Annotated in this window: 21 protein-coding genes and 1 tRNA gene; 12 read left to right on the top strand and 10 right to left on the bottom strand. The window is 73.4% G+C overall.

Annotation, left to right across the window (positions count from 1 at the left end):
• The first annotated feature begins 300 nt into the window (after positions 1-300).
• The 3 genes from AMK24_RS08265 to AMK24_RS08255 all read left to right on the top strand — a co-directional run bounded on the left by AMK24_RS08265 (position 301) and on the right by AMK24_RS08255 (position 5,709).
• Positions 301-1,197: an FAD binding domain-containing protein gene (locus AMK24_RS08265; RefSeq protein WP_073766548.1), complete on the top strand. Its 897-nt coding sequence runs from the start codon at positions 301-303 to the stop codon at positions 1,195-1,197.
• Positions 1,194-3,245 carry a (2Fe-2S)-binding protein gene (locus AMK24_RS08260; protein ID WP_073766546.1) on the top strand — a complete coding sequence of 684 codons (2,052 nt, stop codon included), beginning with the start codon at positions 1,194-1,196 and terminating at the stop codon, positions 3,243-3,245. Before AMK24_RS08265 ends, AMK24_RS08260 begins: the two co-directional genes overlap by 4 nt.
• A 103-nt stretch (positions 3,246-3,348) precedes the next feature.
• Entirely contained in the window at positions 3,349-5,709 is a 2,361-nt protein-coding gene (locus AMK24_RS08255) for a xanthine dehydrogenase family protein molybdopterin-binding subunit (protein WP_073766544.1), read from the top strand.
• Between the two features lie 151 nt (positions 5,710-5,860).
• Here AMK24_RS08255 and AMK24_RS08250 read toward each other — a convergent pair.
• Positions 5,861-5,935 (bottom strand) — tRNA-Cys (locus tag AMK24_RS08250).
• A 236-nt stretch (positions 5,936-6,171) separates the two neighbouring features.
• Here AMK24_RS08250 and AMK24_RS08245 point away from each other — a divergent pair.
• The 6 genes from AMK24_RS08245 (at position 6,172) to AMK24_RS08220 (ending at position 12,332) form a co-directional block, all read left to right on the top strand.
• Positions 6,172-7,677, top strand: a complete 1,506-nt coding sequence (locus tag AMK24_RS08245) for an MFS transporter (protein ID WP_073766542.1) — start codon at positions 6,172-6,174, stop codon at positions 7,675-7,677.
• A 44-nt stretch (positions 7,678-7,721) separates the two neighbouring features.
• Positions 7,722-7,919, top strand: coding sequence for a ribbon-helix-helix protein, CopG family (locus AMK24_RS08240; RefSeq protein ID WP_073766759.1), 198 nt, complete (start codon positions 7,722-7,724; stop codon positions 7,917-7,919).
• A complete protein-coding gene (locus AMK24_RS08235; RefSeq protein ID WP_073766540.1) occupies positions 7,919-8,302 on the top strand; it encodes a type II toxin-antitoxin system death-on-curing family toxin in 384 nt (127 codons plus the stop codon). Before AMK24_RS08240 ends, AMK24_RS08235 begins: the two co-directional genes overlap by 1 nt.
• A gap of 156 nt (positions 8,303-8,458) precedes the next feature.
• On the top strand, positions 8,459-10,243 hold the full coding sequence (locus AMK24_RS08230; protein WP_073766538.1) for a DEAD/DEAH box helicase: 1,785 nt from the start codon (positions 8,459-8,461) through the stop codon (positions 10,241-10,243).
• 528 nt (positions 10,244-10,771) lie between these two features.
• On the top strand, positions 10,772-11,416 hold the full coding sequence (locus tag AMK24_RS08225) for an IclR family transcriptional regulator (RefSeq protein ID WP_073766537.1): 645 nt from the start codon (positions 10,772-10,774) through the stop codon (positions 11,414-11,416).
• A gap of 127 nt (positions 11,417-11,543) precedes the next feature.
• Complete coding sequence (locus tag AMK24_RS08220) at positions 11,544-12,332, top strand: S16 family serine protease (RefSeq protein WP_073766535.1); 789 nt, start codon at positions 11,544-11,546, stop codon at positions 12,330-12,332.
• 173 nt (positions 12,333-12,505) lie between these two features.
• Here AMK24_RS08220 and AMK24_RS08210 read toward each other — a convergent pair whose 3' ends face one another.
• From AMK24_RS08210 to AMK24_RS08180, 7 genes are all read right to left on the bottom strand, one after another.
• A complete protein-coding gene (locus tag AMK24_RS08210; protein ID WP_073766531.1) occupies positions 12,506-12,706 on the bottom strand; it encodes a hypothetical protein in 201 nt (66 codons plus the stop codon).
• A gap of 51 nt (positions 12,707-12,757) precedes the next feature.
• Positions 12,758-13,420 carry a winged helix-turn-helix domain-containing protein gene (locus AMK24_RS08205; RefSeq protein ID WP_079190457.1) on the bottom strand — a complete coding sequence of 221 codons (663 nt, stop codon included), beginning with the start codon at positions 13,418-13,420 and terminating at the stop codon, positions 12,758-12,760.
• 77 nt (positions 13,421-13,497) lie between these two features.
• On the bottom strand, positions 13,498-14,388 hold the full coding sequence (locus tag AMK24_RS08200; protein WP_338012688.1) for a glycine betaine ABC transporter substrate-binding protein: 891 nt from the start codon (positions 14,386-14,388) through the stop codon (positions 13,498-13,500).
• A gap of 137 nt (positions 14,389-14,525) precedes the next feature.
• The gene (locus tag AMK24_RS08195; RefSeq protein WP_073766529.1) at positions 14,526-15,392 is read right to left on the bottom strand and encodes an ABC transporter permease; all 867 of its coding nucleotides are present in this window, start codon (positions 15,390-15,392) and stop codon (positions 14,526-14,528) included.
• The gene (locus tag AMK24_RS08190) at positions 15,389-16,654 is read right to left on the bottom strand and encodes a betaine/proline/choline family ABC transporter ATP-binding protein (RefSeq protein ID WP_073766527.1); all 1,266 of its coding nucleotides are present in this window, start codon (positions 16,652-16,654) and stop codon (positions 15,389-15,391) included. The genes AMK24_RS08195 and AMK24_RS08190 overlap by 4 nt, the downstream gene beginning before the upstream one ends.
• On the bottom strand, positions 16,647-17,294 hold the full coding sequence (locus AMK24_RS08185; RefSeq protein ID WP_073766525.1) for an ABC transporter permease: 648 nt from the start codon (positions 17,292-17,294) through the stop codon (positions 16,647-16,649). Before AMK24_RS08185 ends, AMK24_RS08190 begins: the two co-directional genes overlap by 8 nt.
• 47 nt (positions 17,295-17,341) lie before the next feature.
• Positions 17,342-17,815 carry an Lrp/AsnC family transcriptional regulator gene (locus AMK24_RS08180; RefSeq protein WP_003968841.1) on the bottom strand — a complete coding sequence of 158 codons (474 nt, stop codon included), beginning with the start codon at positions 17,813-17,815 and terminating at the stop codon, positions 17,342-17,344.
• 122 nt (positions 17,816-17,937) lie between these two features.
• Between AMK24_RS08180 and hppD the strand changes: the two genes are divergently transcribed.
• A complete protein-coding gene (gene hppD / locus AMK24_RS08175; RefSeq protein WP_073766523.1) occupies positions 17,938-19,083 on the top strand; it encodes a 4-hydroxyphenylpyruvate dioxygenase in 1,146 nt (381 codons plus the stop codon).
• A 102-nt stretch (positions 19,084-19,185) separates the two neighbouring features.
• Here the strand turns inward: hppD and AMK24_RS08170 are convergent, their stop codons facing one another.
• Complete coding sequence (locus AMK24_RS08170; RefSeq protein WP_338012686.1) at positions 19,186-20,892, bottom strand: tetratricopeptide repeat protein; 1,707 nt, start codon at positions 20,890-20,892, stop codon at positions 19,186-19,188.
• Between the two features lie 92 nt (positions 20,893-20,984).
• Here AMK24_RS08170 and AMK24_RS08165 point away from each other — a divergent pair, with 92 nt between their 5' ends.
• Positions 20,985-22,352: an FAD-binding oxidoreductase gene (locus AMK24_RS08165; RefSeq protein WP_073766521.1), complete on the top strand. Its 1,368-nt coding sequence runs from the start codon at positions 20,985-20,987 to the stop codon at positions 22,350-22,352.
• Between the two features lie 22 nt (positions 22,353-22,374).
• Here the strand turns inward: AMK24_RS08165 and AMK24_RS08160 are convergent, their stop codons facing one another.
• Complete coding sequence (locus tag AMK24_RS08160; protein WP_073766751.1) at positions 22,375-22,857, bottom strand: SsgA family sporulation/cell division regulator; 483 nt, start codon at positions 22,855-22,857, stop codon at positions 22,375-22,377.
• A 248-nt stretch (positions 22,858-23,105) separates the two neighbouring features.
• On the opposite strand from AMK24_RS08160, the gene AMK24_RS08155 reads away from it, so the two are divergent.
• A complete protein-coding gene (locus AMK24_RS08155) occupies positions 23,106-24,803 on the top strand; it encodes an RDD family protein (RefSeq protein ID WP_073766519.1) in 1,698 nt (565 codons plus the stop codon).
• Positions 24,804-24,833: the final 30 nt, after the last annotated feature.

Raw genomic sequence — 24,833 nt, 5'->3', positions numbered from 1 at the left:
CAGCCGCCCCCGCTCCCGGGGCAGCTGCGGCTGGCGCGCGTCCGGGGCCGGCGCCTCCGCGGGCACGAGGGCGCGAACGGCACAAGTCGTACGGGGCTCGCTGAAGAGTGGCAATTCACCCGCACCGTGGAAGACCTGTCAAACCGGAACATCTCGCAGGTCAGGGACGGAGCCGCCCTTCGCGGACCCTCGCGTCGGTCCGGTCGGAAGATGTGCCAGAGTTGCCACGTCCGGGCTGTGAACACGTACCGTACGGCGGAACAGGCCAGACAGCCGGGAGACCGGGAAGGGGCAGCTGGGTTGACCACGCACGCACCGCAGGCGGCGCAGCCGGTGACGCTGCCGGCCTCGTTGGACGAGGCCGTGGCGGCACTCCGCGCCATGCCCGCCGCCGTACCGGTCGCCGGGGGCACGGACCTGATGGCGGCCGTCAACAAGGGGCTCCTGCGCCCCTCGGCGCTGGTCGGCCTCGGCCGGATCAGCGAGCTGCGCGGCTGGCACTACCAGGACGGCCACGCCCTCCTGGGCGCCGGACTCACCCACGCCCGCATGGGCCGCCCCGACTTCGCCGCCCTCATCCCCGCCCTCGCCGCCTCCGCCCGCGCCGCGGGACCGCCCCAGATCCGCAACGCGGGCACGCTCGGCGGCAACATCGTCACCTCCGCGCCCACCGGCGACGCCCTGCCCGTGCTGGCCGCGCTGGAGGCCGAACTCGTCGTCGCGGGCCCCGACGGCGCCCGCCGCGAGATCCCCGTCTCCCACCTGCTGGCCGGCCGCGAGATGCTGGAGCCGGCGGAGCTGATCGGGTTCGTCCGCGTACCGCTGCTGCACGCGCCGCAGGTGTTCCTGAAGGCCACCGGACGCACCGGCCCCGGCCGCGCCACCGCCTCGGTCGCCATCGTCCTGGACCCGGCCCGGCGCGGGGTGCGCTGCGCCGTCGGCGCGATCGCCCCGATGCCGCTGCGCCCGCTGGAGGCGGAGCGCTGGATCGCCTCGCTGATCGACTGGGACGGGGAGCGCGGGCTGGCCCCCGACGCGCTGGCCGCCTTCGGCGAGTACGTCGCCGCCGCCTGCATCCCGGACCACGCACCACCGGCCGACGGGTCAGAGGCCCCGCCGCTGTCCCCGGCCGTCCTGCACCTGCGGCGCACCGTCGCCGCGCTCGCCCGACGCGCGCTGGGGAGGGCACTGTCGTGAGCAATGAGGAAAACTCCCACCAGCCTGACCAGCACGGTCAGTACGGGTGGCAGGGGCACTCCGAGGGCCCCGACTCCGGGTACGGCGGCTGGGAGCCGACCCCGCAGGGCGACGGCTTCGACGCCGACGCCACCGCGTTCGTGCACCTCTCGCCGGAGGACCTGGCGGACATCCCGCTGGCCGCGCCCGGCCACGGATACGTGCCGCCGATGATCGTGCCGCTGACCCCGGCCGCCGGTCTCGACCCGGCGGCGACGGGCAGCTGGGTGGTCCAGACCCAGGCGCAGCAGGCCGAGGCCGAGCGGCGCGCCCGGGAGGACGCCGCCGCCCAGGAGGCCGGCGCGGTCCACTGGCCCGACCCGAACCGGCAGGACGGGGCGCCGGGCGGCTACCGGGGCCCGTACGAGAACACCTCGCACGCCACGGCCCAGTGGAACTTCACCGACGCCCTGGCCGAGCCGCCGACCGCCCCGGCGCCCGAGCACCACGACGTCCTGGACGGGCCGGTGCACACGGACCACGCGGGGCACGCCGGGCACACCGGGCACGTGGACCACGCGGGTCACGCCGACGACTTCGGAGCCGTGGGGCACGCCGGGCCCGTGGACTACGCGGGTCACGCCGAGGACTTCGGACACGCGGGGAACACGGGCGGCGCAGGTCGCGCCGACCACACGGGTCACGTGGACCACGCGGCTCACGCAGACCACGCACCTCACCCCGATCACGCAGACCAGGCGGCTCCGTCCGCGCCCGCCGACGGCTTCGGCCACCCCGGCCCCATCGGGCCGTGGGCGGCCCCCGCGGCGGACGGGGCGCTCCCGGACGCGTCGGGCGCGTACCCGGCCCCGGCGCAGCCGCCGTCCTGGTACGCGGACAGCGCCCGCCCGGCCACGCTGCCCGGCGGGGCCCCCGCACCCTGGGCCGACCAGCTCCCGGAACCGCAACCGGAACCGCGAACGAGCCCGGAACCGGCCCTGGAACCGGAACCGGCCCCCGTGTCGGCGTCGGAGCCGGAAGCCGACCCCGTACCCGCCCCCGAGGAGCGGTCGGCCCCGGAAGCGGAACCCGCGGCGGACGTTCGGGCGGACGAACCGGCGGAGCCGGCGGAACACCCGGCCGCCGCGGCGTCGCCGACGGACACGGAGGACGCCTCCGCCGCTCTCCTCGCCGACGCTCCCGGACCCGAGACCCCCGAGCCTTCCGAGACCTCCGAGCTCTCCGAGACCGCAGCCGAGGCAGAGGCTTCCGCCGCCGGAGCGACGACGGAGGAGACCGAACCCGGGGCCGACGCCGCACCCGACGCGTACGCGGGGCCGGCCGCCACCCCGGACACGGTCCCGGACCCCCCGGAGCCGGAGCCGGAGCCGGAACCGGGACTGGAAACGGGACCGGAACATGGAGCGGAAGCAGAGGCGGAAGCGGTCCTCGCCCAGGCCCCCGCTCCCCTCGACGCGCCCAGCGACCACCCCGCCACCTCCTACGTGCTGCACGTGAACGGCGTGGACCGCCCGGTCAGCGACGCCTGGATCGGCGAGTCCCTGCTGTACGTGCTCCGCGAGCGCCTCGGCCTGGCCGGGGCCAAGGACGGCTGCTCGCAGGGCGAGTGCGGCGCCTGCAACGTCCAGGTCGACGGCCGGCTGGTCGCCTCCTGCCTGGTCCCGGCCGCCACCACCGCGGGCAGCGAGGTGCGGACGGTCGAGGGCCTGGCCGTCGACGGCGAGCCCTCCGACGTCCAGCGGGCCCTGGCCTCCTGCGGGGCCGTCCAGTGCGGCTTCTGCATCCCCGGCATGGCGATGACCGTCCACGACCTCCTGGAGGGCAACCACGCCCCCACGGAGCTGGAGACCCGCCAGGCCCTCTGCGGCAACCTCTGCCGCTGCTCCGGCTACCGGGGCGTGCTCGACGCGGTGGCGGACGTCGTCGCGGCCCGCGAGGCCGCCGCCGAGGCGGCCGCCCCGGAAGAGGCGCGCATCCCGCACCAGGCCGAGCCGGGCGCCGGCGGTGTACAGCAGGCGCCCCACCCGCACGAGGGAGAGGCGCTGTGAGGCACGCCCGCGGCCCCGCCGTACGACAGCGGCGCCCGCACCACGCGAACCCAGGGCTCACCACCCGTCGCATCGCCGACGGGGCGAACGACAAGGAGGCGGCGTGAGCGGCGACGCGGCCACCGCGGCCAACGCGACCAGCACCAGCCTGCCCAGGATCGACGCGCTGGCAGGCGCACCGGGCGGGAGCCCCGGCCCGGACCAGGGGCCGCCCCAGCAGGGCCTCGGGGCGTCCCTGCGGTCGGCGGACACCCGCGCGAAGACCGAGGGCACCTTCCCGTACGCCGCCGACCTCTGGGCCGAGGGACTGCTCTGGGCGGCCGTGCTGCGCTCCCCGCACCCGCACGCGCGCATCCTGTCGATCGACACCTCGGGGGCCGAGGAGATGCCGGGGGTGCGGGCGGTCGTCACCCACGAGGACGTCCCCGGGGACGGCAACTACGGACGCCACGTCGTGGACCGCCCGGTGTTCGCCTCCGAGCTGGTACGCCACCACGGCGAGCCGATCGCCGCCGTCGCCGCCGACCACCCGGAGACCGCACGGCTGGCCGCCGCCGCCATCGCCGTACGGTACGAGGTGCTGGAGCCGGTCACCGACCCGGAGAAGGCGTTCGCGGCGGAGCCGCTGCACCCCGACGGCAACCTGATCCGGCACATTCCGCTGCGCTACGGCGACCCGGAGGCGACCGGCGAGGTCGTCGTCGAGGGCCTGTACCGCATCGGCCGCCAGGACCCGGCCCCCATCGGCGCGGAGGCCGGCCTCGCCGTGCCCCGCCCGGACGGCGGCGTGGAGATCTACACCGCCTCCACCGACCCGCACACCGACCGCGACCTGATCGCCGCCTGCTTCGGCCTGGAGCCCGACCGGGTCAAGGTCGTGGTGACGGGGGTGCCCGGTGCGACCGGCGACCGCGAGGACCCGGGCTTCCAGATCCCGCTGGGGCTGCTCGCGCTGCGCACCGGCTGCCCGGTGAAGCTGGCCGCGACCCGCGAGGAGTCCTTCCTCGGCCACACCCACCGCCACCCCACCCTCCTGCGCTACCGCCACCACGCGGACGCCGAGGGCCGGCTGATCAAGGTGGAGGCGCAGATCCTGCTGGACGCGGGCGCGTACGCCGACGCCTCCTCCGACTCCCTGGCCGCTGCCGTGGCGTTCGCCTGCGGCCCGTACGTCGTTCCCCACGCCTTCATCGAGGGCTGGGCGGTCCGGACGAACAACCCGCCGTCGGGCCATGTGCGCGGCGAGGGCGCGATGCAGGTCTGTGCCGCGTACGAGGGCCAGATGGACAAGCTGGCCGCCCGGATCGGCATCGACCCGGCCGAACTCCGCCTGCGCAACGCCCTGTCCACCGGCGACATCCTGCCCACCGGCCAGACGGTGACCTGCCCCGCCCCGGTGGCCGAACTGCTCAGGGCCGTCCGCGACGAGCCGCTGCCCGCCCTCCCCAAGGACGGCCCGGAGGACGAGTGGCTGCTGCCGGGCGGCCCGGAGGGCGCGGGGGAGCCCGGTGCGGTGCGCCGGGGCGTGGGCTACGGCGTGGGCATGGTCCACATGCTCGGCGCCGAGGGGGCGGACGAGGTCTCCACGGCCACGGTCCGGGTCCACGACGGCGTGGCCACGGTGATCTGCGCGGCGGTCGACACGGGCCAGGGCTTCACCACGCTGGCCCGCCAGATCGTCCAGGAGGTCCTGGGCGTCGACGAGGTCCACGTGGCCGCGGTCGACACCGACCAGCCGCCCGCCGGCCCGGCGACCCACGGCCGCCACACCTGGGTGTCGGGCGGGGCGGTGGAGCGCGCGGCGAAGATGGTCCGCACCCAGCTCCTCCAGCCGCTGGCCCACAAGTTCGGCATGTCCACGGAGCTGCTCCAGATCGCGGACGGCAAGATCACCTCCTACGACGGCGTGCTGTCCACGACGGTCGGCGAGACGCTGGACGGCAAGGAGCTGTGGGCCACGGCGCAGTGCCGCCCCCACCCCACGGAGCCGCTGGACGAATCCGGGCAGGGCGACGCGTTCGTCGGCCTCGCGTTCTGCGCGGTACGGGCGGTGGTCGACGTCGACATCGAGCTCGGCTCCGTCCGCGTGGTCGAGATGGCGGTCGCCCAGGACGTCGGCCGCGTCCTGAATCCGGCGCAGTTGGCGACCCGTATCGAGGCGGGGGTCACCCAGGGCATCGGCGCGGCCCTCACGGAGAACCTCCGCACCGCCAAGGGCCTGATCCGCCACCCCGACCTGACCGGCTACGCGCTCCCGACCTCGCTGGACGCCCCGGACATCCGGATCGTGAAGCTGGTCGAGGAACGCGACGTGGTGGCCCCCTTCGGCGCCAAACCGGCTTCCGCCGTCCCCGTGGTCACGTCCCCCGCGGCGGTCGCCGCGGCCGTCCGCTCGGCCACGGGCCGCCCGGTCAACCGCCTCCCCATCAGGCCCCAGGCGGCGGTGGCGGCGCCGAAGGGCTGACGCGGCGAAAGGCGGTTCGAGGTGCCGGCCCACGGCGGAAGGCGGCGCCGTCGTGCGGTGTGCCCCGGCCGGCCGGTCCTTCTTCCGGGGCGGGCAGGGCAGGCGAGGAAACGGAACCGGCCGCCCCATGACGGGGGCGGCCGGTGTGCGGTGGAGACCGTGACCGGATTCGAACCGGTGTAACTCGAGTTGCAGTCGAGCCCCTGAGCCTCTCGGGCACACGGTCGGGGGTGGTGCGGTACTCCGTCGTTCCTTCGACGACAACGACGCTACGGGCCCCCGCCCCCCGTCTCAAGGCATCCGGCCCGCCCGCAACGCGACTGCCATACGCCGTTCACAACCGGATCCGTCCGGGACCGGGCCCCGTCCGGCGGGCCGGGCTCGGGGCCTACGACCAAGGACCGAGCGCGGGACCGTACCTCGACAGGGTTCATACCGGTCGACGCCCCTTACGCTGAGGCCATGACCGCCCTCGAACCCCGTGACGGCACCGACGCCGCCCACCTCGCGCCGCCCACGACCGACGCCCCTTCCCCCGACCCGCTGTCCGACCTCCCCCGCGAAGCCGTCGAAGGGGTCCTCGGGCGCACCTACCGGGCGCTGAGCATCGGCATCGTCTCCGTGGTGTTCCTCATCGCGTTCGAGGCCACGGCGGTCGGCACGGCCATGCCGGTCGCCGCCCGGGAGCTGAACGGCATCCCGCTCTACGCGTTCGCCTTCTCCGCGTACTTCACCACCAGCCTCTTCGCCATGGTCCTCTCCGGGCAGTGGGCCGACCGGCGCGGGCCGCTCCAGCCGCTCGCCACCGGCATCACCGCGTTCGGCGCGGGCCTGCTGCTCTCCGGGGCCGCCACCGGCATGTGGGTCTTCATCGCGGGCCGGGCCGTCCAGGGGCTCGGCGGCGGGCTGGTGATCGTCGCCCTGTACGTGGTCATCGGGCGGGCCTACCCCGAACACATCCGGCCCGCGATCCTGGCCGCCTTCGCCGCGAGCTGGGTGATCCCCTCCGTCGTCGGACCGCTCGCCGCCGGCACGGTGACCGAGCAGCTCGGTTGGCGCTGGGTCTTCGTCGGCATCCCCGCCCTCATCGTGATACCGCTCGCCCTGGCCCTCCCGGCGATCCGGCGGACGGCCTCAGGGCCCGCCGACCCGGCCGCCGCCGCGGAACCGTACGACCGCCGCCGCATCCGCCTCGCCCTCGGGATCTCGGCCGGGGCGGGACTGCTCCAGTACGCGGGACAGGAGCTGAACTGGTTCGCGCTCCTGCCCGCCGCCGCCGGCGTCGCCCTTCTGGTGCCCGCCGTCCGCGGGCTCCTGCCCACCGGCACCGTGCGGGCCGCGCGCGGGCTGCCCTCGGTGGTCCTGCTGCGCGGGGTCGCCGCCGGGTCGTTCATCGCCGCCGAGTCCTTCGTACCGCTGATGCTGGTCACCCAGCGCGGACTGTCCCCCACGATGGCCGGCCTGTCGCTGGCCGTGGGCGGGGCGACCTGGGCGCTCGGTTCGTTCGTGCAGTCCCGGCCGCGCACGGAGCCCCACCGGGAGGGGCTGATGGTGACCGGCATGCTGCTCGTCGCCGCCTCCATCGCCGTCGCGCCCTCCGTGCTGATCGAGGGCGTCCCGGTCTGGACCGTCGCCGTCGCCTGGGCGTTCGGCTGCTTCGGGATGGGCATCGTGATCGCCTCCACCAGCGTGCTGCTGCTCAAGCTGTCGGCCCCCGAGGAGGCGGGCTCCAACTCCGCCGCCCTCCAGATCTCCGACGGCCTCTCCAACGTGCTGCTGCTCGCCGTCGGCGGCGCGGCCTTCGCGGCGCTCGGCGGCAAGGCCCTCGGCGCGGCCGCCCACGGGGCGGTGGAGGCCACCGCGGCGGGCTCGCACCCGGGCGCGTTCGCGGCGGTGTTCCTGCCGATGGCGGGGGTGGCGCTGGTGGGGGTGTGGGTGGCTATGCGGGTCGTCGTCCGGGAGACGTAGCGGTATCAGGATGACCCCATAGGTGGTACTTTTTTGGTATGGCCATGAATCTGCGTATGCGTGAGGACCAGCAGGAGGCACTGAAGCTCCGTGCCGAGCAGGAGGGGCGCAGTATGCACGCCATAGTGCTTCAGGCGATCGACCGCTATCTGGAGGTCGAGGCCGACCGGGAGTCGGTTCGCCGCCTCGGTGCGAAGTACGCGGTGCGCCACGCCGATCTGCTGCGGAGGCTGGGGGAGTAGTGAAGTATCTGACGGTCCAGGAAGTCCTGGACCTGGCGGAGCTCGCCTGCGGGGGGCAGCAGGTCGCCGTGCGCGACCTGGGGCTGCTCAGCTCGGCGGTCCACCGGCCCCAGTCGCAGATGTTCGGCGTCGAGGCGTACAGCGACCTTTTCCAGAAGGCGGCCGGGCTGTTGCAGTCGCTGGCCGTGAACCGTCCTCTCGTCGACGGCAACAAGCGTATGGCGTGGATGTCCACGGTCGTGTTCCTCGACATCAACGGGACCGACATGGTCGAGGTCGACCAGGATGAGGCGTACAAGCTCGTCATCGAGGTGGCCATGGGCAGTCTTGAGGACGTGGACCTGATCGCAGGGCGGCTGAGGGCGTTGCACGACGCGATGTGAGCACGGTCTCGTCGGGCGGCGACGCGACTCGTCCGTGCCGGGTCACCACCGGGCCCCCGGTAGGGTGGCCCGGTTGTCGTATCGCAGGCCGGGCCTCATCGGGCCGGGCCGACGCGGACAGCGCCCCACGCACCCGAGAGCCCCGAACCGGAGACCGTGACTACTACCACCGCCTCCCACCACCTCTCACCCGCCTTTCCCGGCCGCGCCCCCTGGGGGACCGCCGGCAAGCTGCGAGCCTGGCAGCAGGGCGCCATGGAGAGGTACGTCCAGGAGCAGCCGCGCGACTTCCTCGCCGTCGCGACGCCCGGAGCCGGCAAGACCACGTTCGCGCTGACCCTGGCGTCCTGGCTGCTGCACCACCACGTCGTGCAGCAGATCACCGTCGTCGCCCCGACCGAGCACCTCAAGAAGCAGTGGGCGGAGGCGGCCGCCCGGATAGGGATCAAGCTCGACCCCGAGTACAGCGCCGGTCCGCTGAGCAAGGAGTACCACGGGGTCGCCGTGACGTACGCGGGTGTCGGCGTCCGCCCGATGCTCCACCGCAACCGCTGCGAGCAGCGCAAGACGCTCGTGATCCTCGACGAGATCCACCACGCCGGCGACTCGAAGTCCTGGGGCGAGGCCTGCCAGGAGGCGTTCGACCCGGCGACCCGGCGGCTCGCCCTGACCGGTACGCCGTTCCGCTCGGACACCAACCCGATCCCGTTCGTCCAGTACGAGGAGGGCAACGACGGCATCCGCCGCTCCTCCGCCGACTACACCTACGGCTACGGCAACGCCCTCGCCGACGGCGTCGTGCGCCCGGTCATCTTCCTCAGCTACAGCGGCAACATGCGCTGGCGCACGAAGGCCGGGGACGAGATCGCCGCCCGGCTCGGCGAGCCGATGACCAAGGACGCCATCGGCCAGGCGTGGCGCACCGCGCTCGCCCCCACCGGTGAGTGGATCCCCAACGTGCTCGCCGCCGCCGACAAGCGGCTCACCGAGGTCCGCAAGGGCATTCCCGACGCGGGTGGCCTGGTCATCGCGACCGACCAGGACTCGGCCCGCGCCTACGCCAAGATCCTCAAGAAGGTCACCGGCGAGACGCCGACCGTGGTCCTCTCCGACGAGAAGGCCGCCTCCAAGAAGATCGACCGGTTCAGCGCCGACGAATCGCGCTGGATGGTCGCGGTGCGGATGGTGTCGGAGGGCGTCGACGTGCCCCGGCTCGCCGTCGGCGTGTACGCGACCACCATCTCGACGCCCCTCTTCTTCGCCCAGGCCGTCGGCCGCTTCGTACGCTCCCGCAGGCGCGGCGAGACCGCTTCCGTCTTCCTGCCGACCATCCCGATGCTCCTCGACTTCGCCAACGAGATGGAGGTCGAGCGCGACCACGTCCTGGACAAGCCGAAGAAGGGCGGCGAGGAGGAGAACCCCTTCTCCGAGGAGGACAAGCTCCTCGCCGACGCCGAGAGGCTGGAGGACGAGGAGACCGAGGACCAACTGCCCTTCGAGGCGCTGGAGTCCGACGCCGTCTTCGACCGGGTGCTGTACGACGGCGCCGAGTTCGGCATGCAGGCCCACCCCGGCTCCGAGGAGGAGCAGGACTACCTCGGCATCCCCGGACTCCTGGAGCCGGACCAGGTGCAGCTCCTGCTCCAGAAGCGCCAGAGCCGCCAGATCGCGCACAGCCGCCAGAAGCCGGCCGGGGAGGCCGACCTCCTGGAGAAGCCCGCCGAGGCCCGCCCCGTGGTCACGCACAAGCAGCTGCTGAGCCTGCGCAAGCAGCTGAACACGATGGTCTCCGCCTACACCCACCAGAGCGGCAAACCGCACGGCGTGATCCACAACGAACTGCGCCGCGTCTGCGGCGGCCCGCCGAGCGCGGAGGCCACGGCCCACCAGATCCAGACGCGCATCGCGAAGGTCCAGGAGTGGGCGACGCGGATGAAGTGACCGGGAGGGCGGGCCCGTGGGCGGGACGGGGAGGGGGTGGGGCGGCGGGTACGCGCCCCGCCCCCTCCCCGTCCCGCTTGCCGCCCGGGTCCCGTGCGGCCGTCGGGCGTTCCTGGGCGCGGGGACCGGAGGCCGGTATTCCGGCGAGCGTGCGGCGGAAATAATCATGGGCCTTTTCCTCACGGAACGTTAACGGCTGTTCACCTCTGCGTGCCCCTCTCGGTGTCGGAGTTGTGACACGTGGACGCGCGTAGATGTTCGTTTACCGGACGACACCGCGCTGACCGGCTCTTATGTACCGGGCCGTTTGGGGGCCCGAAGTCCGGAGACCGGATTCTGGACGAGGACTTCCGCTGAGCGGACTGGCTCGCTACTGTCCCCGCCATATGAACGCCCCGTGGCAACGCCGCCGCGGAGCGCAGCCGGTGCCTGCCAGACCGGCGGCCTCTCCGTGCGTCGCCGCTGGGACCGGCGTCGCAACCGCCGGAGCCGGGCCGTCGTCGCTCACCCCGAAGAGGAGAGGGCGTCGTGACCGCGGAGACTTCCCAGACGCTCGACCGAGGACTGCGCGTCCTCAAGCTGCTCGCCGACACCGACCACGGCCTGACCGTCACCGAGCTGTCCAACAAGCTCGGCGTCAACCGGACCGTCGTCTACCGGCTGCTCGCCACGCTGGAGCAGCACGCCCTGGTGCGCCGGGACCTGGGCGGTCGCGCCCGGGTCGGTCTCGGCGTGCTGCGGCTCGGCCGGCAGGTGCACCCGCTCGTCCGGGAAGCGGCGCTGCCCGCGCTGCGCTCCCTGGCCGAGGACATCGGGGCCACCGCCCACCTCACGCTCGTCGACGGCAGCGACGCCCTCGCGGTCGCCGTCGTGGAGCCCACCTGGACCGACTACCACGTCGCCTACCGGGCCGGCTTCCGCCACCCGTTGGACCGGGGCGCGGCGGGCCGGGCCATCCTCTCCGCCCGGCAGGCGACGGACGCCGACCATCCCGGCTACACCCTCACCCACGGCGAACTCGAAGCCGGCGCCAGCGGGGCGGCCGCGCCCCTGGTCGGCATCTCGGGCGTGGAGGGCAGCGTCGGCGTGGTCATGCTCGCCGACGCCGTACCGGAACGGGTCGGGCCCCGGGTGCTCGACGCCGCCAGGGAAGTAGCGGACGCGCTGCGGTAGGCGTGCGCCGCTGCGGTGGGCGTGCGCCGGGGAGAGGCCACGCTCCCCGGCGGACGCCCGCCGGGGAGCGTGGAGGCGGCGTACGCCTGGCGCGTTCCCCCTCCGGCGCGGCGGTTAGATTGGGTGCGTGCTCTCTCGCCTCTCGCGCCCCCGCGTCCTCGCCCTCTGCGCGCTGCCGGTCCTCGCCCTGTTCGGCACGGCGGCCTTCGCGCCGCTGCCGTTCACCGTGGCCCGGCCCGGCGTGACCGCCGACGTACTCGGCGAGGACGACGGACGGCCGGTGATCACCATCACCGGTGCGAAGACCCGGCCCACCGACGGCCAGCTGAGGATGACGACGATCCTCGCCACCGGGCCGAAGGCGGACGTCCGCGTCGGTGACGTGTTCGACGCGTGGTTCCGTACCGACCGGGCGGTCATGCCGCGTGACTCCGTCTACCCCACCGGGGGCTCGGAGAAGGAGATCGAGAAGCACAACCTCGACGACATGAGGCAGTCGCAGAACGTCGCCGTCGACGCCGCCCTGAACTACCTGGACCGCGCGCCCGGTTCGATGCGGGTGTCGGTGGACCTCGGTGACATCGGCGGGCCGAGCGCCGGGCTCTTCCTCTCGCTCGGCATCATCGACAAGCTCGACGGCGACGGTTCCGGCGGCGGCCTCACCGACGGCCGCACCATCGCCGGTACGGGGACGATCACGGCGGACGGCAAGGTCGGCGCGGTCGGCGGGGTGTCGATGAAGGTCCAGGGTGCCCACCGCGACGGGGCGAGCGTCTTCCTCGTCCCCGAGGCCGAATGCTCCCAGGCGGAAGCCGAGGCGCCGGACGGGCTGCGGATCGTGCCCGTCCACACGCTCAAGGACGCGGTCGGCTCGCTGAAGGCCCTCCGGTCGGGCGGGAAGGCGCCGAGCTGCTGACCTGCGGCGGCACGACGGAATCCCGGCGCGCCCCGGATCCCCCGTCGGCCTCCAGGACGAACCGGGGGACGCCGATCAGGGTCAGTGAAGTACCCGCCGTCGAGATGGAGTTGGCGACGAGCGTGGTGGTCGGTGGCACACGGTCCCGCATGGCCGTCCCCCCGGCCCGCCGATTACGCCGGATGGAAGGCGGCGGCGCGGGGCGCGGGCGCGGACGCCTCCCGGCCCTGGGCCGTCAGCCGCAGACCCAGCTCGACCAGCATCCACCCCGCCCGGACGCGCAGCGGGGTCCGGGGGAGACGGAACTCTCTTGCTGCGGTGTGGAGTTCGGCGGAAGCGAAGGTGTGCAGGAGGTGGTGGACGTCGGCGTGCATGGCGGTCTTCCCTTCAGGGGGCGGGGCGGGGCGTTGCGGGATGCGGTGCGGTCACTCGGAGCGGCGCGGGAAGAGGTGCAGGTGGGTGCGGACGACCGCCGAGCCCTCGGTGTCCTCGGGGACGGCGCCCCGGTAGCTCTCCATCAGTTCGTGCACCTTGCGGGACAGCTCCAGCGCCAGCTCGGGGGTGAGGCGGAGCTTGAAGTCGCTCATGTCCCAGCTGCGCTGCCATTCCTCCGGCCAGTCGCCCACGGTGCCCAGCCAGGTGTTCAGCTCCTCGGCGTGGGAGGTGGCCGTCTCGTGCAGGACGAAGTCGATCGCTCCGCGCACCTGCGGATCCGCGTGCCGGCGGAAGTCGGAACTCTCGAACATCGAACCGTCGTGGACCGACCGCCACCAGCGCTCACGCCCCTTGCCCAACTCCGGGGCGTCCTCGACCAGTCCGGCCTCCGCCATCTGCCGCAGGTGGTAGCTGGTCGCTCCACTGGACTCGCCCAGCCGCTCGCCGAGCCGGGAGGCGGTGGCCGGGCCGAACTCGCGCAGCGCGTTCAGGAGGCGGAGCCGTAGGGGGTGCGCGACCGCACGCAGAGTGCGGGCGTTCACCTGGTGGATCCGGTGGTCGGCGCCGTCGTGGCGGTAAGGGGGCGGGTCCCCGTCGCCGCGCACGTTCTCGTTCTCGTTCTCGTTCTCGTTCTCGTTCTCGTTCTCGGGCATGCTTCGACAGTAGAGTTGCAAAGGAGGCTTTGCAAGGGTTTTTTTGCAACGAAGCCTTTGCAACTCTTGCCGACGGCTCACCCCTCCTCGATGAACCCCTCCTCCACCAGCCACTTCTTCGCCACCTCGTGCGGGTCCTCGCCGTCCACGTCGACCTTGGCGTTGAGCGTCTGCGCCACCTCGGTGGTCAGCTTCCGGGCGAGCGGGTCCAACAGCTCCGCGATCACGGGGTACTTCTCGAAGGTCGCCTCGTGGACGACCGGGGAGGCGTTGTAGTTGGGGAAGAAGTTCTTGTCGTCCCGCAGCACGTCCAGGTTCATCGCCTTGATGCGGCCGTCCGTGGTGAACACCTCGCCCAGCAGGCAGGAGTCGGACTGGGAGACCTGCGTGTAGATGATCCCGGCGTCCATCTTCCGGATGTCGCCCGCCGGGATGTCCATCCCGTACTTCTTCTCCATGCCCGGAAGCCCGTCGTCGCGGGAGGCGAACTCGTTCTCCACGCAGATCGTCACCGCCCCCGGCTCCCTCTTCGCCAGCGCCGCCACGTCCGAGAGGGTCTTCAGCCTGTACTTCGCGTTGTTCTTCTTGCTGACGGCCAGTGCGTAGGTGTTGTCCAGGGGCGCCGGCGGCAGCCAGACCACCCCGTTGCCCCTGTCCTCGTCCCGTACCGCCTCGTACTGCTTCTCCGGGTCGGCGATCGGGTCCGCGTGGCCCAGGAAGGTGATCCAGCCGGTGCCGGTGTAGTCCCACTGGGCGTCGGCGTCGCCGTTGATGATGGCCTCGCGGGCGCTGATCGAGCCCGGCAGGTTCGTCCGGTCGATGACCTCCGCCCCGGCCGCCTTGAAGACCAGGCCGGTCATCTGGCCCAGGATGATGTTCTCGCTGAAGTTCTTCGACGTCACCGTCAGCGTCGCGCCCTTGAGCGGCTCGCCCTGCCCGACCGACCCCGGCGACACGTCGTCCACCATCGGGGAACCGCTCTTGAGCCCGCACCCGCCCAGGAGCAGGGCGAGGGAGAGGGAGAGGGCGGTGGCCGCGCAGGCCCCGCGCCGGGCCCCCCGCCCGGCCCCGACCGGGCCGCCGCCTCCCGAACCGTACGCCGTCCTCACCGCTCCTCCAGCCCGCGCGGCGTCAGCGCCAGTTCCGCCAGCGACGCCAGCCAGTCCACCAGCAGCGCCAGCACCACCGTCAGCACCGAGCCGATCACCAGCACCGGCATCCGCTGCGTCTGGATGCCCGAGGTGATCAGGTCGCCGAGCCCGCCGCCCCCGCCGAAGGTGGCCAGCGTCGCCGTACCGACGTTCAGCACGAGCGCCGTCCGTACGCCCGCCAGGATCAACGGCACCGCGAGCGGCAGCTCCACCCGCAGCAGCACGCCCCCGGCGGACATCCCCATCCCGCGCGCCGCCTCGATCATGTTCGGCTCGATCGCCCGCAGCCCCGCCACCGTGTTGGAGAGCACCGGCAGCACCGCGTAGATCACGATGCCGATGATCGCCGTGCGCGGGCCGATGCCCAGCCAGATCACCAGCAGCGCCAGCAGGCCGATCGCCGGGGTCGCCTGCCCGACGTTGGCCAGCGCCGTGAACGCCGGGGCCGCCCTCCGCAGCCGCCGCCGGGTCAGGGCGACGCCCAGGGGGATCGCGATGACCAGCACCCAGAACGTGGAGACCGCCGTCAGCCGTACGTGCTGCCACCAGCGCAGCTGCACATTGCCGCCGGTCAGCGAGTTCTCCGCGATCGAGTCCAGGTGGACGTTGGTGATCCACACGTACGTGACCGCCAGGACGGCCACCAGCACCGCCGGCAGGACCACCAGCTTCCGCCGGGTGATCCGGCGCGCCGGGGCGGCCGGGGCGGGGGAGGGGCCGTGCTCCTCGTCGTGGAACGCGTGGCCCCCGACGTCGTGTTCGCCCGGCGGCCGGGCGGGGGGCGGCTCCTTCCCGGAGCGGGCCCGGTGGCTGGGGCTCATGCTCCGCCGCCACCCCCCTCCAGCTCCTGCTCCGTCCGGTGGGCGTGCTCGTCCTCCCGTTCGTGCCGGTGCTCCATCGCGGTCAGCCGGTCGGCCTCCAGCAGCTCCTGCACGTTGTCCATCAGCGTCTTCATGTCGACGACGCCGATGAACTCGCCGCGCCGCCCGGTCACCGCCACCCGGCCCCCGCTGTCCGTCAGCACCGCCTCCAGCGCGTCATGCAGCGTGGCGTCCCGGGTCACCGTGTCGTGCACCAGCTGCCCGGCCCGTGCCAGCGAACCGCGCGCCCGCATCAGGTCGCCGCGCCGCAGCCACTTGTACGGGCGGTTGCGGCGGTCCAGCATCAGCAGCTCGTTGTGCGGGCCGTCGCGCAGCTTGTCGAAGACCGTCTGGAGCGGGTCCTCGACCGTCACCGTCGGGAAGTCCGCGATCCCCACGTCCCGTACCCGGGTCAGGTTCAGCCGTTTGAGGGCCGCGCCCGCGCCGACGAACCCGGAGACGAAATCGTCCGCCGGGTTGGTCAGGATCGCCTCGGGGGTGTCGAACTGCGCGATATGCGACCGCTCCCGCAGCACCGCGATCCGATCGCCCAGTTTGATCGCCTCGTCGAAGTCGTGGGTGACGAACACGATCGTCTTGTGCAGCTCGTGCTGGAGCCGGATCAGCTCGTCCTGGAGGTGGTCGCGGGTGATCGGGTCGACCGCGCCGAACGGCTCGTCCATCAGGAGGACGGGCGGGTCGGCGGCCAGCGCCCGCGCCACGCCCACCCGCTGCTGCTGCCCGCCGGAGAGCTGACGCGGATAGCGGCCGTGGAACTCGCGCGGGTCCAGGCCCACCAGGTCGAGCATCTCCTCCACCCGGTCCTTCACGCGGGCCTTGGACCAGCCGGTCATCTTCGGGACCAGCGCGATGTTGTCCGCGACCGTCATGTGCGGGAAGAGGCCGGAGGACTGGATCGCGTACCCGATCTTGCGGCGCAGCTTCACCGGGTCGATGTCGGTGACGTCCTCGTCGCCGATCCGGATACGGCCCGACGTCGGCTCGATCAGCCGGTTGATCATCTTCAGCGTGGTGGACTTCCCGCAGCCGGACGGGCCGACGAAGACCACCGTCTCGCCCGCCCTGATCTCCATCGACACGTTCTCGACGGCCGGGTTCGGGTTGCCCGGGTAGCTCTTGGTGAGGTTCTCCAGCTCGATGGCGGCCCCGGAGGCGGCGGCGGTCCCCTCCGCCGGAACGGACGCGGTCCCGGTCTCAGCCACGGATCCCCCTCGGGATGGTCAGCCGCCCCAGCAGGACGTACGCGGCGTCGAAGAGCAGGGCGAGGACGACGATGCCGAGCGTGCCCGCGAGGACCTGGTTGATCGCGTTGGCGCTGCCCAGGGAGGCGATACCCCGGAAGATCTCGTTGCCGAGGCCGGGGCCGGAGGCGTACGCGGCGATGGCGGCGATGCCCATCAGCATCTGCGTGGAGACCCGGATGCCGGTCAGGATCGGCGGCCAGGCGAGCGGCAGCTCCACCCGGCACAGCCGCGCCGTCCGCGACATCCCGATGCCCGTCGCCGCGTCCACCAGCGAGGGATCGACGCCCCGCAGCCCGACGATGGAGTTCCGGACGACCGGCAGCAGCCCGTACAGCGTCAGGGTGATCACCGTCGGCGCGACGCCGAGGCCCACCAGCGGGATCAGCAGACCGATCGCGGCGAGGGAGGGGATGGTGAGGACCGTCGCCGTGGAGGTGATCGCCAGCGATCCGCCCCAGCCGCTGCGGTAGCTCACCACGCCGATGACCACCCCCAGCACGGTGGCGATGACCATGCACTGGAACACCGCGCTGACGTGCTGGAACGCATCCGTCAGGAGCTGCTGGTGCCGGGTGCTCAGATACTCCCAGAAGCTCACACGGCGCTCCTTCGACGGATCGGGCGGGACCCTCCCGAGCCCTTCGCTCAGTCGGTGTCCTCGGCCGCCTGTTCCACCAGCGGGATGATCCGCAGCGGAACCGGGTTCTCCATGACGATCGCGGTGGAGGCCCGGACGATGCCATCAAATCCGACGACGCGGTCGATCACCCGTTGGAGATCGGCGTTGGAACGGGCCACCAGACGGCAGAACATGTCGCCGTGCCCGGTGGTGGTGTGCAGCTCCAGCACCTCCGGTACACCGCCCAAGTGGGCCCGTACGTCCGCCCCTTGGCCCTGTTTGATCTCCAGGGTGGCGAACGCGGTGACCGGGTAGCCGAGCGCCGCCGGGTCCACGTCGGGTCCGAACCCCCGGATGACGCCATTCGACTGAAGGCGGTCCAGCCGCGCCTGCACGGTCCCGCGCGCCACCCCGAGCCGCCGGGATGCTTCGAGGACGCCGATACGCGGTTCGCGCGCCAGGAGCACGATGAGCCGCCCGTCCAGATGATCGATCGCCATGACGCCGCCTCCGGTGGTCACCCTGTACAGATGGTCCGGCCATCATGGCGACCGGCTGTGCATATTGACCAGCGAATGCGCGAACTATTGCGCACCTTGCGATGTGGGGAGAGCCTTCGAACATGACTGAGACTCTGCACACCAGCCCCGACACCGCAGCGCAGGCCGACCGCTTCCCGGTCAAGGGAATGGACGCGGTCGTCTTCGCCGTGGGCAACGCCAAGCAGGCCGCGCACTACTACTCGACCGCCTTCGGCATGAAGCTGGTCGCCTACTCCGGACCGGAGAACGGCAGCCGCGAGACCGCGAGTTACGTCCTGACCAACGGCGCCGCCCGGTTCGTGTTCACCTCCGTGATCAAGGCGTCCACCGAGTGGGGCGCCTTCCTCGCCGACCACGTGGCCCAGCACGGCGACGGCGTCGTCGACCTGGCGATCGAGGTCCCGGACGCGCGGGCCGCCTACGCGTACGCCGTCGAGCACGGCGCGCGCGGCCTCACCGAGCCGCACGAGGTCAAGGACGAGAACGGCACGGTCGTCCTCGCCGCCATCGCCACGTACGGCAAGACCCGCCACACCCTGGTGGAGCGCTCCGGTTACGACGGCCCCTACCTCCCCGGCTTCGCGGCGGCCTCGCCGATCGTCGAGCCGCCCGCCAAGCGGACCTTCCAGGCGATCGACCACTGCGTCGGCAACGTCGAGCTGGGCCGGATGAACGAGTGGGTCGGCTTCTACAACGAGGTCATGGGCTTCACCAACATGAAGGAGTTCGTGGGCGACGACATCGCCACCGAGTACTCCGCCCTCATGTCGAAGGTCGTCGCGGACGGCACGCTCAAGGTCAAGTTCCCGATCAACGAGCCGGCCATCGCGAAGAAGAAGTCGCAGATCGACGAGTACCTGGAGTTCTACGGCGGCGCCGGCGTCCAGCACATCGCGCTCGCCACCAACGACATCGTCGCCACGGTCCGCTCGATGCGCGCCGCCGGGGTGCAGTTCCTGGACACCCCCGACTCGTACTACGACACCCTCGGCGAGTGGGCCGGCGAGACCCGGGTGCCGGTCGAGACCCTGCGCGAGCTGAAGATCCTCGTGGACCGCGACGAGGACGGCTACCTGCTGCAGATCTTCACCAAGCCGGTCCAGGACCGGCCGACCGTCTTCTTCGAGATGATCGAGCGCCACGGCTCCATGGGCTTCGGCAAGGGCAACTTCAAGGCCCTGTTCGAGGCGATCGAGCGCGAGCAGGAGAAGCGCGGCAACCTCTGAGCCGTACCCGGGTACGGAGAACGCCGCCGCGGTCCGGGGCAGTACCCCGGACCGCGGCGGCGCCCGTAGTTCCCGGCCCCCGTCACGGAGTCCCTGCCTCCCTCACGCGCCCGCCGCCGGGGCCGCGCCGCCCGCCCCGGCCGCCTCGGACGTCGCGGGCTCCTTCGGCGGCTTCGACGCGGACGGGGTGGGGGAGGGCGCGGGGGCCGGAGGCTTCGAGACCGCCGGGGCGCCGGGCCGCTTCGGTTCGGGCTTCGCCGCCGGGCCCGGCTCCCGCTCCGGCGCCGGGTCGGGGGCCGGCGGGGGCGCGGGCGGCCGCGTGTCGCCCGGCCCGCCCGACGGCGGCTCGCCCAGCGCGTCCAGCGCCTCACGGGCCAGCGGCGCGGCCAGCGGCGAGAAGGCCGGGTTGGTGCGCACCGCCTGCTCCAGGCTCCGGCGCGCCGGGCCGTACCTCCCCAGCTCCCGCTGGATCACGCCCAGGTGGTACGCGTACGAGGCGTTCCGCACGCCCGTGTCGGCGGCCCGCTGCGCGTACTCCAGCCCCTCCTCGGACCTCCCCGCCCGGTGCAGCGCCCACCCCAGCGCGTCCGCCACCTCCGCGCTGCGGTGCTGTCCCCGCCACCGGGCGCGCAGCAGCTCCACCGCCGCGTCCGGGTCGCCGTGGTCGGCCTCGAACCGGGCCAGCGGCAGGGACTCGTCCACCCCGGCCCTCTTCGCCGCCGCCACCATCTCCCGCAGCTTCGCGTACTGGGTGCGGGCGTCCCCGTCCAGCCCCAGCGACGCGTACAACTCGCCCAGCTCCAGCGCGTCCTGCGGACGCGGCAGCTTCTCCAGCGCGCTCTGGTACGCCGCCAGCGCCTCGTCGGTGCGCTCCAGCGCCACCAGCGCCCGCGCCCGGCCCGCCAGCGAGGCGTGATGGCCGGGGTCCGTGCGCAGCGCCGCGTCGAACTGGTCCACCGCCTCCTGCGGCTCGCCCCGCTCCCAGGCCAGTTCGCCCAGCCGGTGGAGCGCCTCGGCCTTCTCGGCGGGCCGCACCGCCCGGTCCGCGGCCTCCCGGGCGGCGGCCAGCGCGTCCTCGCGCCAGCCCTGGCCCCGGTACAGGTCGGAGGTACGGGCCAGGGCCGGGACGCCCTTGCGCAGTTCGCCGAACTTCTCCGTGGCCGCGGTCGCCGCCTTCCGGTCTCCGAGCCCGGTGTACGCGTCGATGAGGACCGGGTACACGCTCCAGCTCCCCGGCTGCCGCTTCTTCACGCTCTCGCCCCACCGCTTCGCCGCGAGGTGGTCGTGCCGGGCGTTGGCCAGGGCCGCCAGGCCCACCCACGCCTCCTCGTTCCCGCGCTCGCCCGGCCGCGCCTCCAGCGAACGCTTCAGGGCCTGTTCGGCGCGCGTGCAGTACGCCGGGTCGCCCGAGCGCCGCGCCCGCTCCACGTACGCCGCGCCGAGCGCCGCCAGGGCCGGGGCGTCCTTCGGGTGGGACTCCACCCACTTCTTCCGGTCCCCGATCAGCGCGGTGAGGTCCGAGAGCGAGGCGGGCGAGCCGGCGGCGACCGCCGCCTCGGCCCGCTCGACCGGCCCCGGCTCCTTCGGCTTCCCGCCCTCCCTGCCGTCCACCGCCACCAGCGCCCCGGCCAGCAGCACTCCGGCGGCCACCGCGCCGAACGCGGCCCGGCGCAGCGTCGTGCGCAGCGTGGGCGGCGGCGGGGGCACGGCGGTGGCGCCTTCGGCGGGCAGCGCGTAGGGGGCCTCGGGGGACGGCTCGGGCGGTCGGCGGGACTCCGGATCCTGCTGCGGCATGACATCCATGGCCATCACTCTGCGTCAGTCATACGAGCACACCGCGTTGGGAGATCGCCTCCCGCCCACGGGTTCACACCATTGGCCCCGGCTGCCACGCTTGGATCATGAGCGATCTCCTCGAACGGCTGCGCGCGGGACTGCCCCCCGAGGCGCTGATCACCGACCCGGACGTCACCGCGTCCTACGCCCACGACATGGCGAGCTTCTGCGAGGCCGGCGTCCCGGCCGTCGTGGTGCTCCCGCGCACGGTCGAGCAGGTCCAGCACGTCATGCGCACCGCCACCGCGCTGCGCGTCCCGGTCGTCCCGCAGGGCGCCCGTACCGGCCTGTCCGGCGCGGCCAACGCCTCGGACGGCTGCGTCGTGCTCTCCCTGCTGAAGATGGACCGCATCCTGGAGATCAGCCCGGTCGACCGGATCGCCGTCGTCGAACCGGGTGTCGTCAACGCGGTGCTGTCACGCGCTGTGGACGAACACGGTCTGTACTATCCGCCGGACCCCTCCAGTTGGGAGACGTGCACCATCGGCGGCAACATCGGCACCGCCTCCGGCGGCCTGTGCTGCGTCAAGTACGGGGTCACCGCCGAATACGTGCTGGGCCTGGACGTCGTCCTCGCCGACGGACGGTTGCTGACCACCGGCCGCCGCACCGCCAAGGGCGTCGCCGGGTACGACCTGACCCGGCTCTTCGTCGGCTCCGAGGGCAGCCTCGGCATCGTGGTCAAGGCGGTCCTCGCGCTCCGGCCGCGACCGCCGCGGCAACTCGTCCTCGCGGCGGAGTTCCCCTCCGCCGAGGCCGCCTGTGACGCGGTGTGCCGGATCATGGAACACGGTCACACGCCGTCACTCCTCGAACTGATGGACCGTACGACCGTGCGTGCCGTCAACGCGCTGGCCTCCATGGGACTGCCCGAGACCACCGAGGCGCTCCTCCTCTGCGCCTTCGACACGCCGGACCCGGCCGCCGACCTCGCCGCCGTGGGGGCGCTCTGCACCGTCGCCGGGGCCACCGGAGTGGTCCCGGCCGACAACCCGGCCGAGTCCGAACTCCTGCTCCAGGCCCGGCGGCTGGCCCTCACCGCCCTGGAGGCCGTCAAGTCCGCCACGATGATCGACGACGTCTGCGTACCCCGCTCCCGGCTCGGCGCGATGCTCGCGGGCACGGCGGCCATCGCCGAGGAGTACGACCTCACCATCGGCGTCTGCGCCCACGCGGGCGACGGCAACACCCACCCCACCGTCTGCTTCGACCAGGCCGACCCCGACGAGTCCCGCCGAGCCCGCGCCTCGTTCGACGCGATCATGGCGCTCGGCCTGGAACTGGGCGGAACCATCACCGGCGAACACGGCGTCGGCGTCCTCAAGAAGGAGTGGCTCGCCCGTGAACTGGGCGAGACCGGCCTCGCCCTGCAACGCTCCGTCAAGGCCGCCTTCGACCCGCTGAACCTCCTCAACCCCGGCAAGCTCTTCTGACGCCCTTCCCCTGCCGCCGTCCTCACACCTCGCCGTCCTGGGAGGACGCGTCGTCCGACGACCACGGGTCGCTCAGCCACAGGTCGTCGGCCGGCAGCGGGGCCAGCAGCTCCGCCAGCGCCTCGTCGATCCCGAGCCGGTCGCTCTCGGTGCCCGGCGGCACCACCCGCAGCGTCCGCTCCACCCAGGCGGCCACGGCGGCAGACGGCACCTCCAGCAGGGCGTTGCCGTCGGGTGAGGTGAGGGCCACGCAGATGACGCTGCGGCCCGCGACCTTCGTCGGCCAGATCCGCACGTCGCCGTGGCCGCACGGCCGGAACACGCCCTCCACCAGCAGCTCCCGCGCGAACGTCCAGTGCACCGGCGACTCGGAACCGATGTGGAACGCGACGTGCACCGCGAACGGGTCGTCGGTGCGATACGTCAGCCGGGCGGGCACCGGGATGGACCGCTCGGGGGACAGGACCAGCTTCAGCTCCAGCTCACGTTCCACGATGCTCATCATCGACATGCACGACCTTCCGGTGCTCATGGGCCGGTCCCGTGACCGTCCCGCACCAGGAGAGAGCGCCCTCCCCGCCGACTATGACGCGACTTCTCAAAAAAACTTCGGGAGGTCCCGAAAGGGGGTCCGAACAGGTGGACCGGCCCGGGGGCGGCCGGCTGTCTGATAGATGTGGACCCTTGTATTGAGGCCGTCCGCCCGCAGCGCCGGGGACGGCCTGTGGCCTCGAAGAGATACGGGATCCGCTGATGAGCGCGCCAACTCCGGCACCCGGTGACGAAAGCCCGCGCGAGGGCTACTACCCCGACCCCTCCATCCCCGGGTACGTCCGGTACTGGAACGGCGCCTCCTGGGTTCCCGGTACGAGCCGGCCCGCGCCCGCCGCCTCCGCTCCGGAGACCGGCGCGCCCACCGCTCCGGTGGAGGAGACGGGCCCGATCTTCTTCGACGAGGAGGAGGCCGCCCGCCAGGACGGGCCGGACGAGGCCGCGCCGGACGACTCCGGCGAACCCGCCGGGCGGCCGGGGGAGCCGGCCTCCGTCTGGCAGGCCGACACCGCGCGCCAGACCGGCTTCGGCGGCGATCGGGACCGCCGGGTCGACTGGGGCGGGCCGAACCGGGAGCCCGCCGGACCGCCCGCGCCCTCCGCCGGCCCGTCCGCGCCCCCGGCCGATCCGCGCGCGCCGCTGGCCCAGGCTCCGGCCGGCGGGGTGCTGCCGGGTACGGGGGACGGGGGCGGAGGGCCCGCTGCCGGGAAGGCCGCCGGGACGCGGCCCCCGTCCGAGGGGACGATCACCATCCGCGCCGCGGGGGCGCGGCCTGAGGCCGCCCGGGACGGCGGCGCGCCGGGGCCCGGCGCGGTGCGCCCGGACGCGCCGCAGCCCGGCCCCGTACCGCCGACTGCCGGTCCCGGGGCGCCGCAGGGACCGCAGAACCTGAGCGCGGCCCGGCACAGCCTCGCCCCGGCCCCCGTGCCCCGGGCCCTCCCGGCCCAGGCGGGGCCGACGCCGCATCAACCCCCGCCGGTCCAGGCGCCGCAGGCCCGGCCGAACCCCTCGGCGCAGCCCGCACAGCCCGCACACCAGGCACAGCTGCCGCCGCAGCCCCAGCAAGCACAGCGGCCATCGCAGCCTTCGCCACAGCGGGTACCGCAGTCGCCGCAGCCCCAGGCGTACGCCCCGGCCCAGCAGGCGCACCTGCCGCGGGCGGCGGCCCCCGGGGGGCCCGCCGCGCCCGCCCCGGCCCCCGCCGACCTCGTCCGGGCGCCGTCCACCGGGCCCGGGGCGGCCCCGCCCACGCCGTCGGCGTCCGGGCCGGCCGGCGGTCCGGCCTCGTGGGCGCATCAGGTCCCCGGACCGGACCGGGTCGCGCCACAGCTTCCGCCCCCCGGGGCCGGCCAGCCCGTCGTGCCCTGGAAGCCGCCGGTCGACGACCCCTTCCAGCAGCTCGCCCGCGACCAGGCGTCGGCCCGGCCCGCCGGGCTCGGCAAGCGGTTCGCCGCCCGCCTGGTCGACAACCTGGTGCTCGGCGCGGTCGTCGGAGCGGCGGCGATCCCGCTGACGGTACGGGCGCTCGACCACATCGACCGGAAGATCACCGCGGCCAAGGAGACCGGACAGACCGTCACCGTCTGGCTGCTGGACTCCACGACCGGCACCCTGCTCGGCGCCCTGCTCGCCGCCTTCCTGTTCCTCGGCTTCCTCCTGGAGGCGCTGCCGACGGCCAAGTGGGGCCGGACGCTGGGGAAGAAGCTGTTCGGGCTCGACGTACGGGACATCGAGTCGCACGAGACCCCGTCGCTGGGCGCCGCCCTGCGTCGCTGGCTGGTCTACGGCGTGCTGGGGCTGCTCGTGCTCGGGGTGGTCAACGTCCTGTGGTGCCTGTTCGACCGCCCCTGGCGCCAGTGCTGGCACGACAAGGCGGCCCGGACGTTCGTGGCGGGCTGAACCCCCTCCGTACCGGCGTCCGCCGACCGG

The sequence above is a fragment of the Streptomyces sp. CB02366 genome, assembly GCF_001905905.1.
Taxonomy (GTDB): Bacteria; Actinomycetota; Actinomycetes; order Streptomycetales; family Streptomycetaceae; genus Streptomyces.
This window is presented reverse-complemented; position numbering and strand designations above follow the sequence as displayed.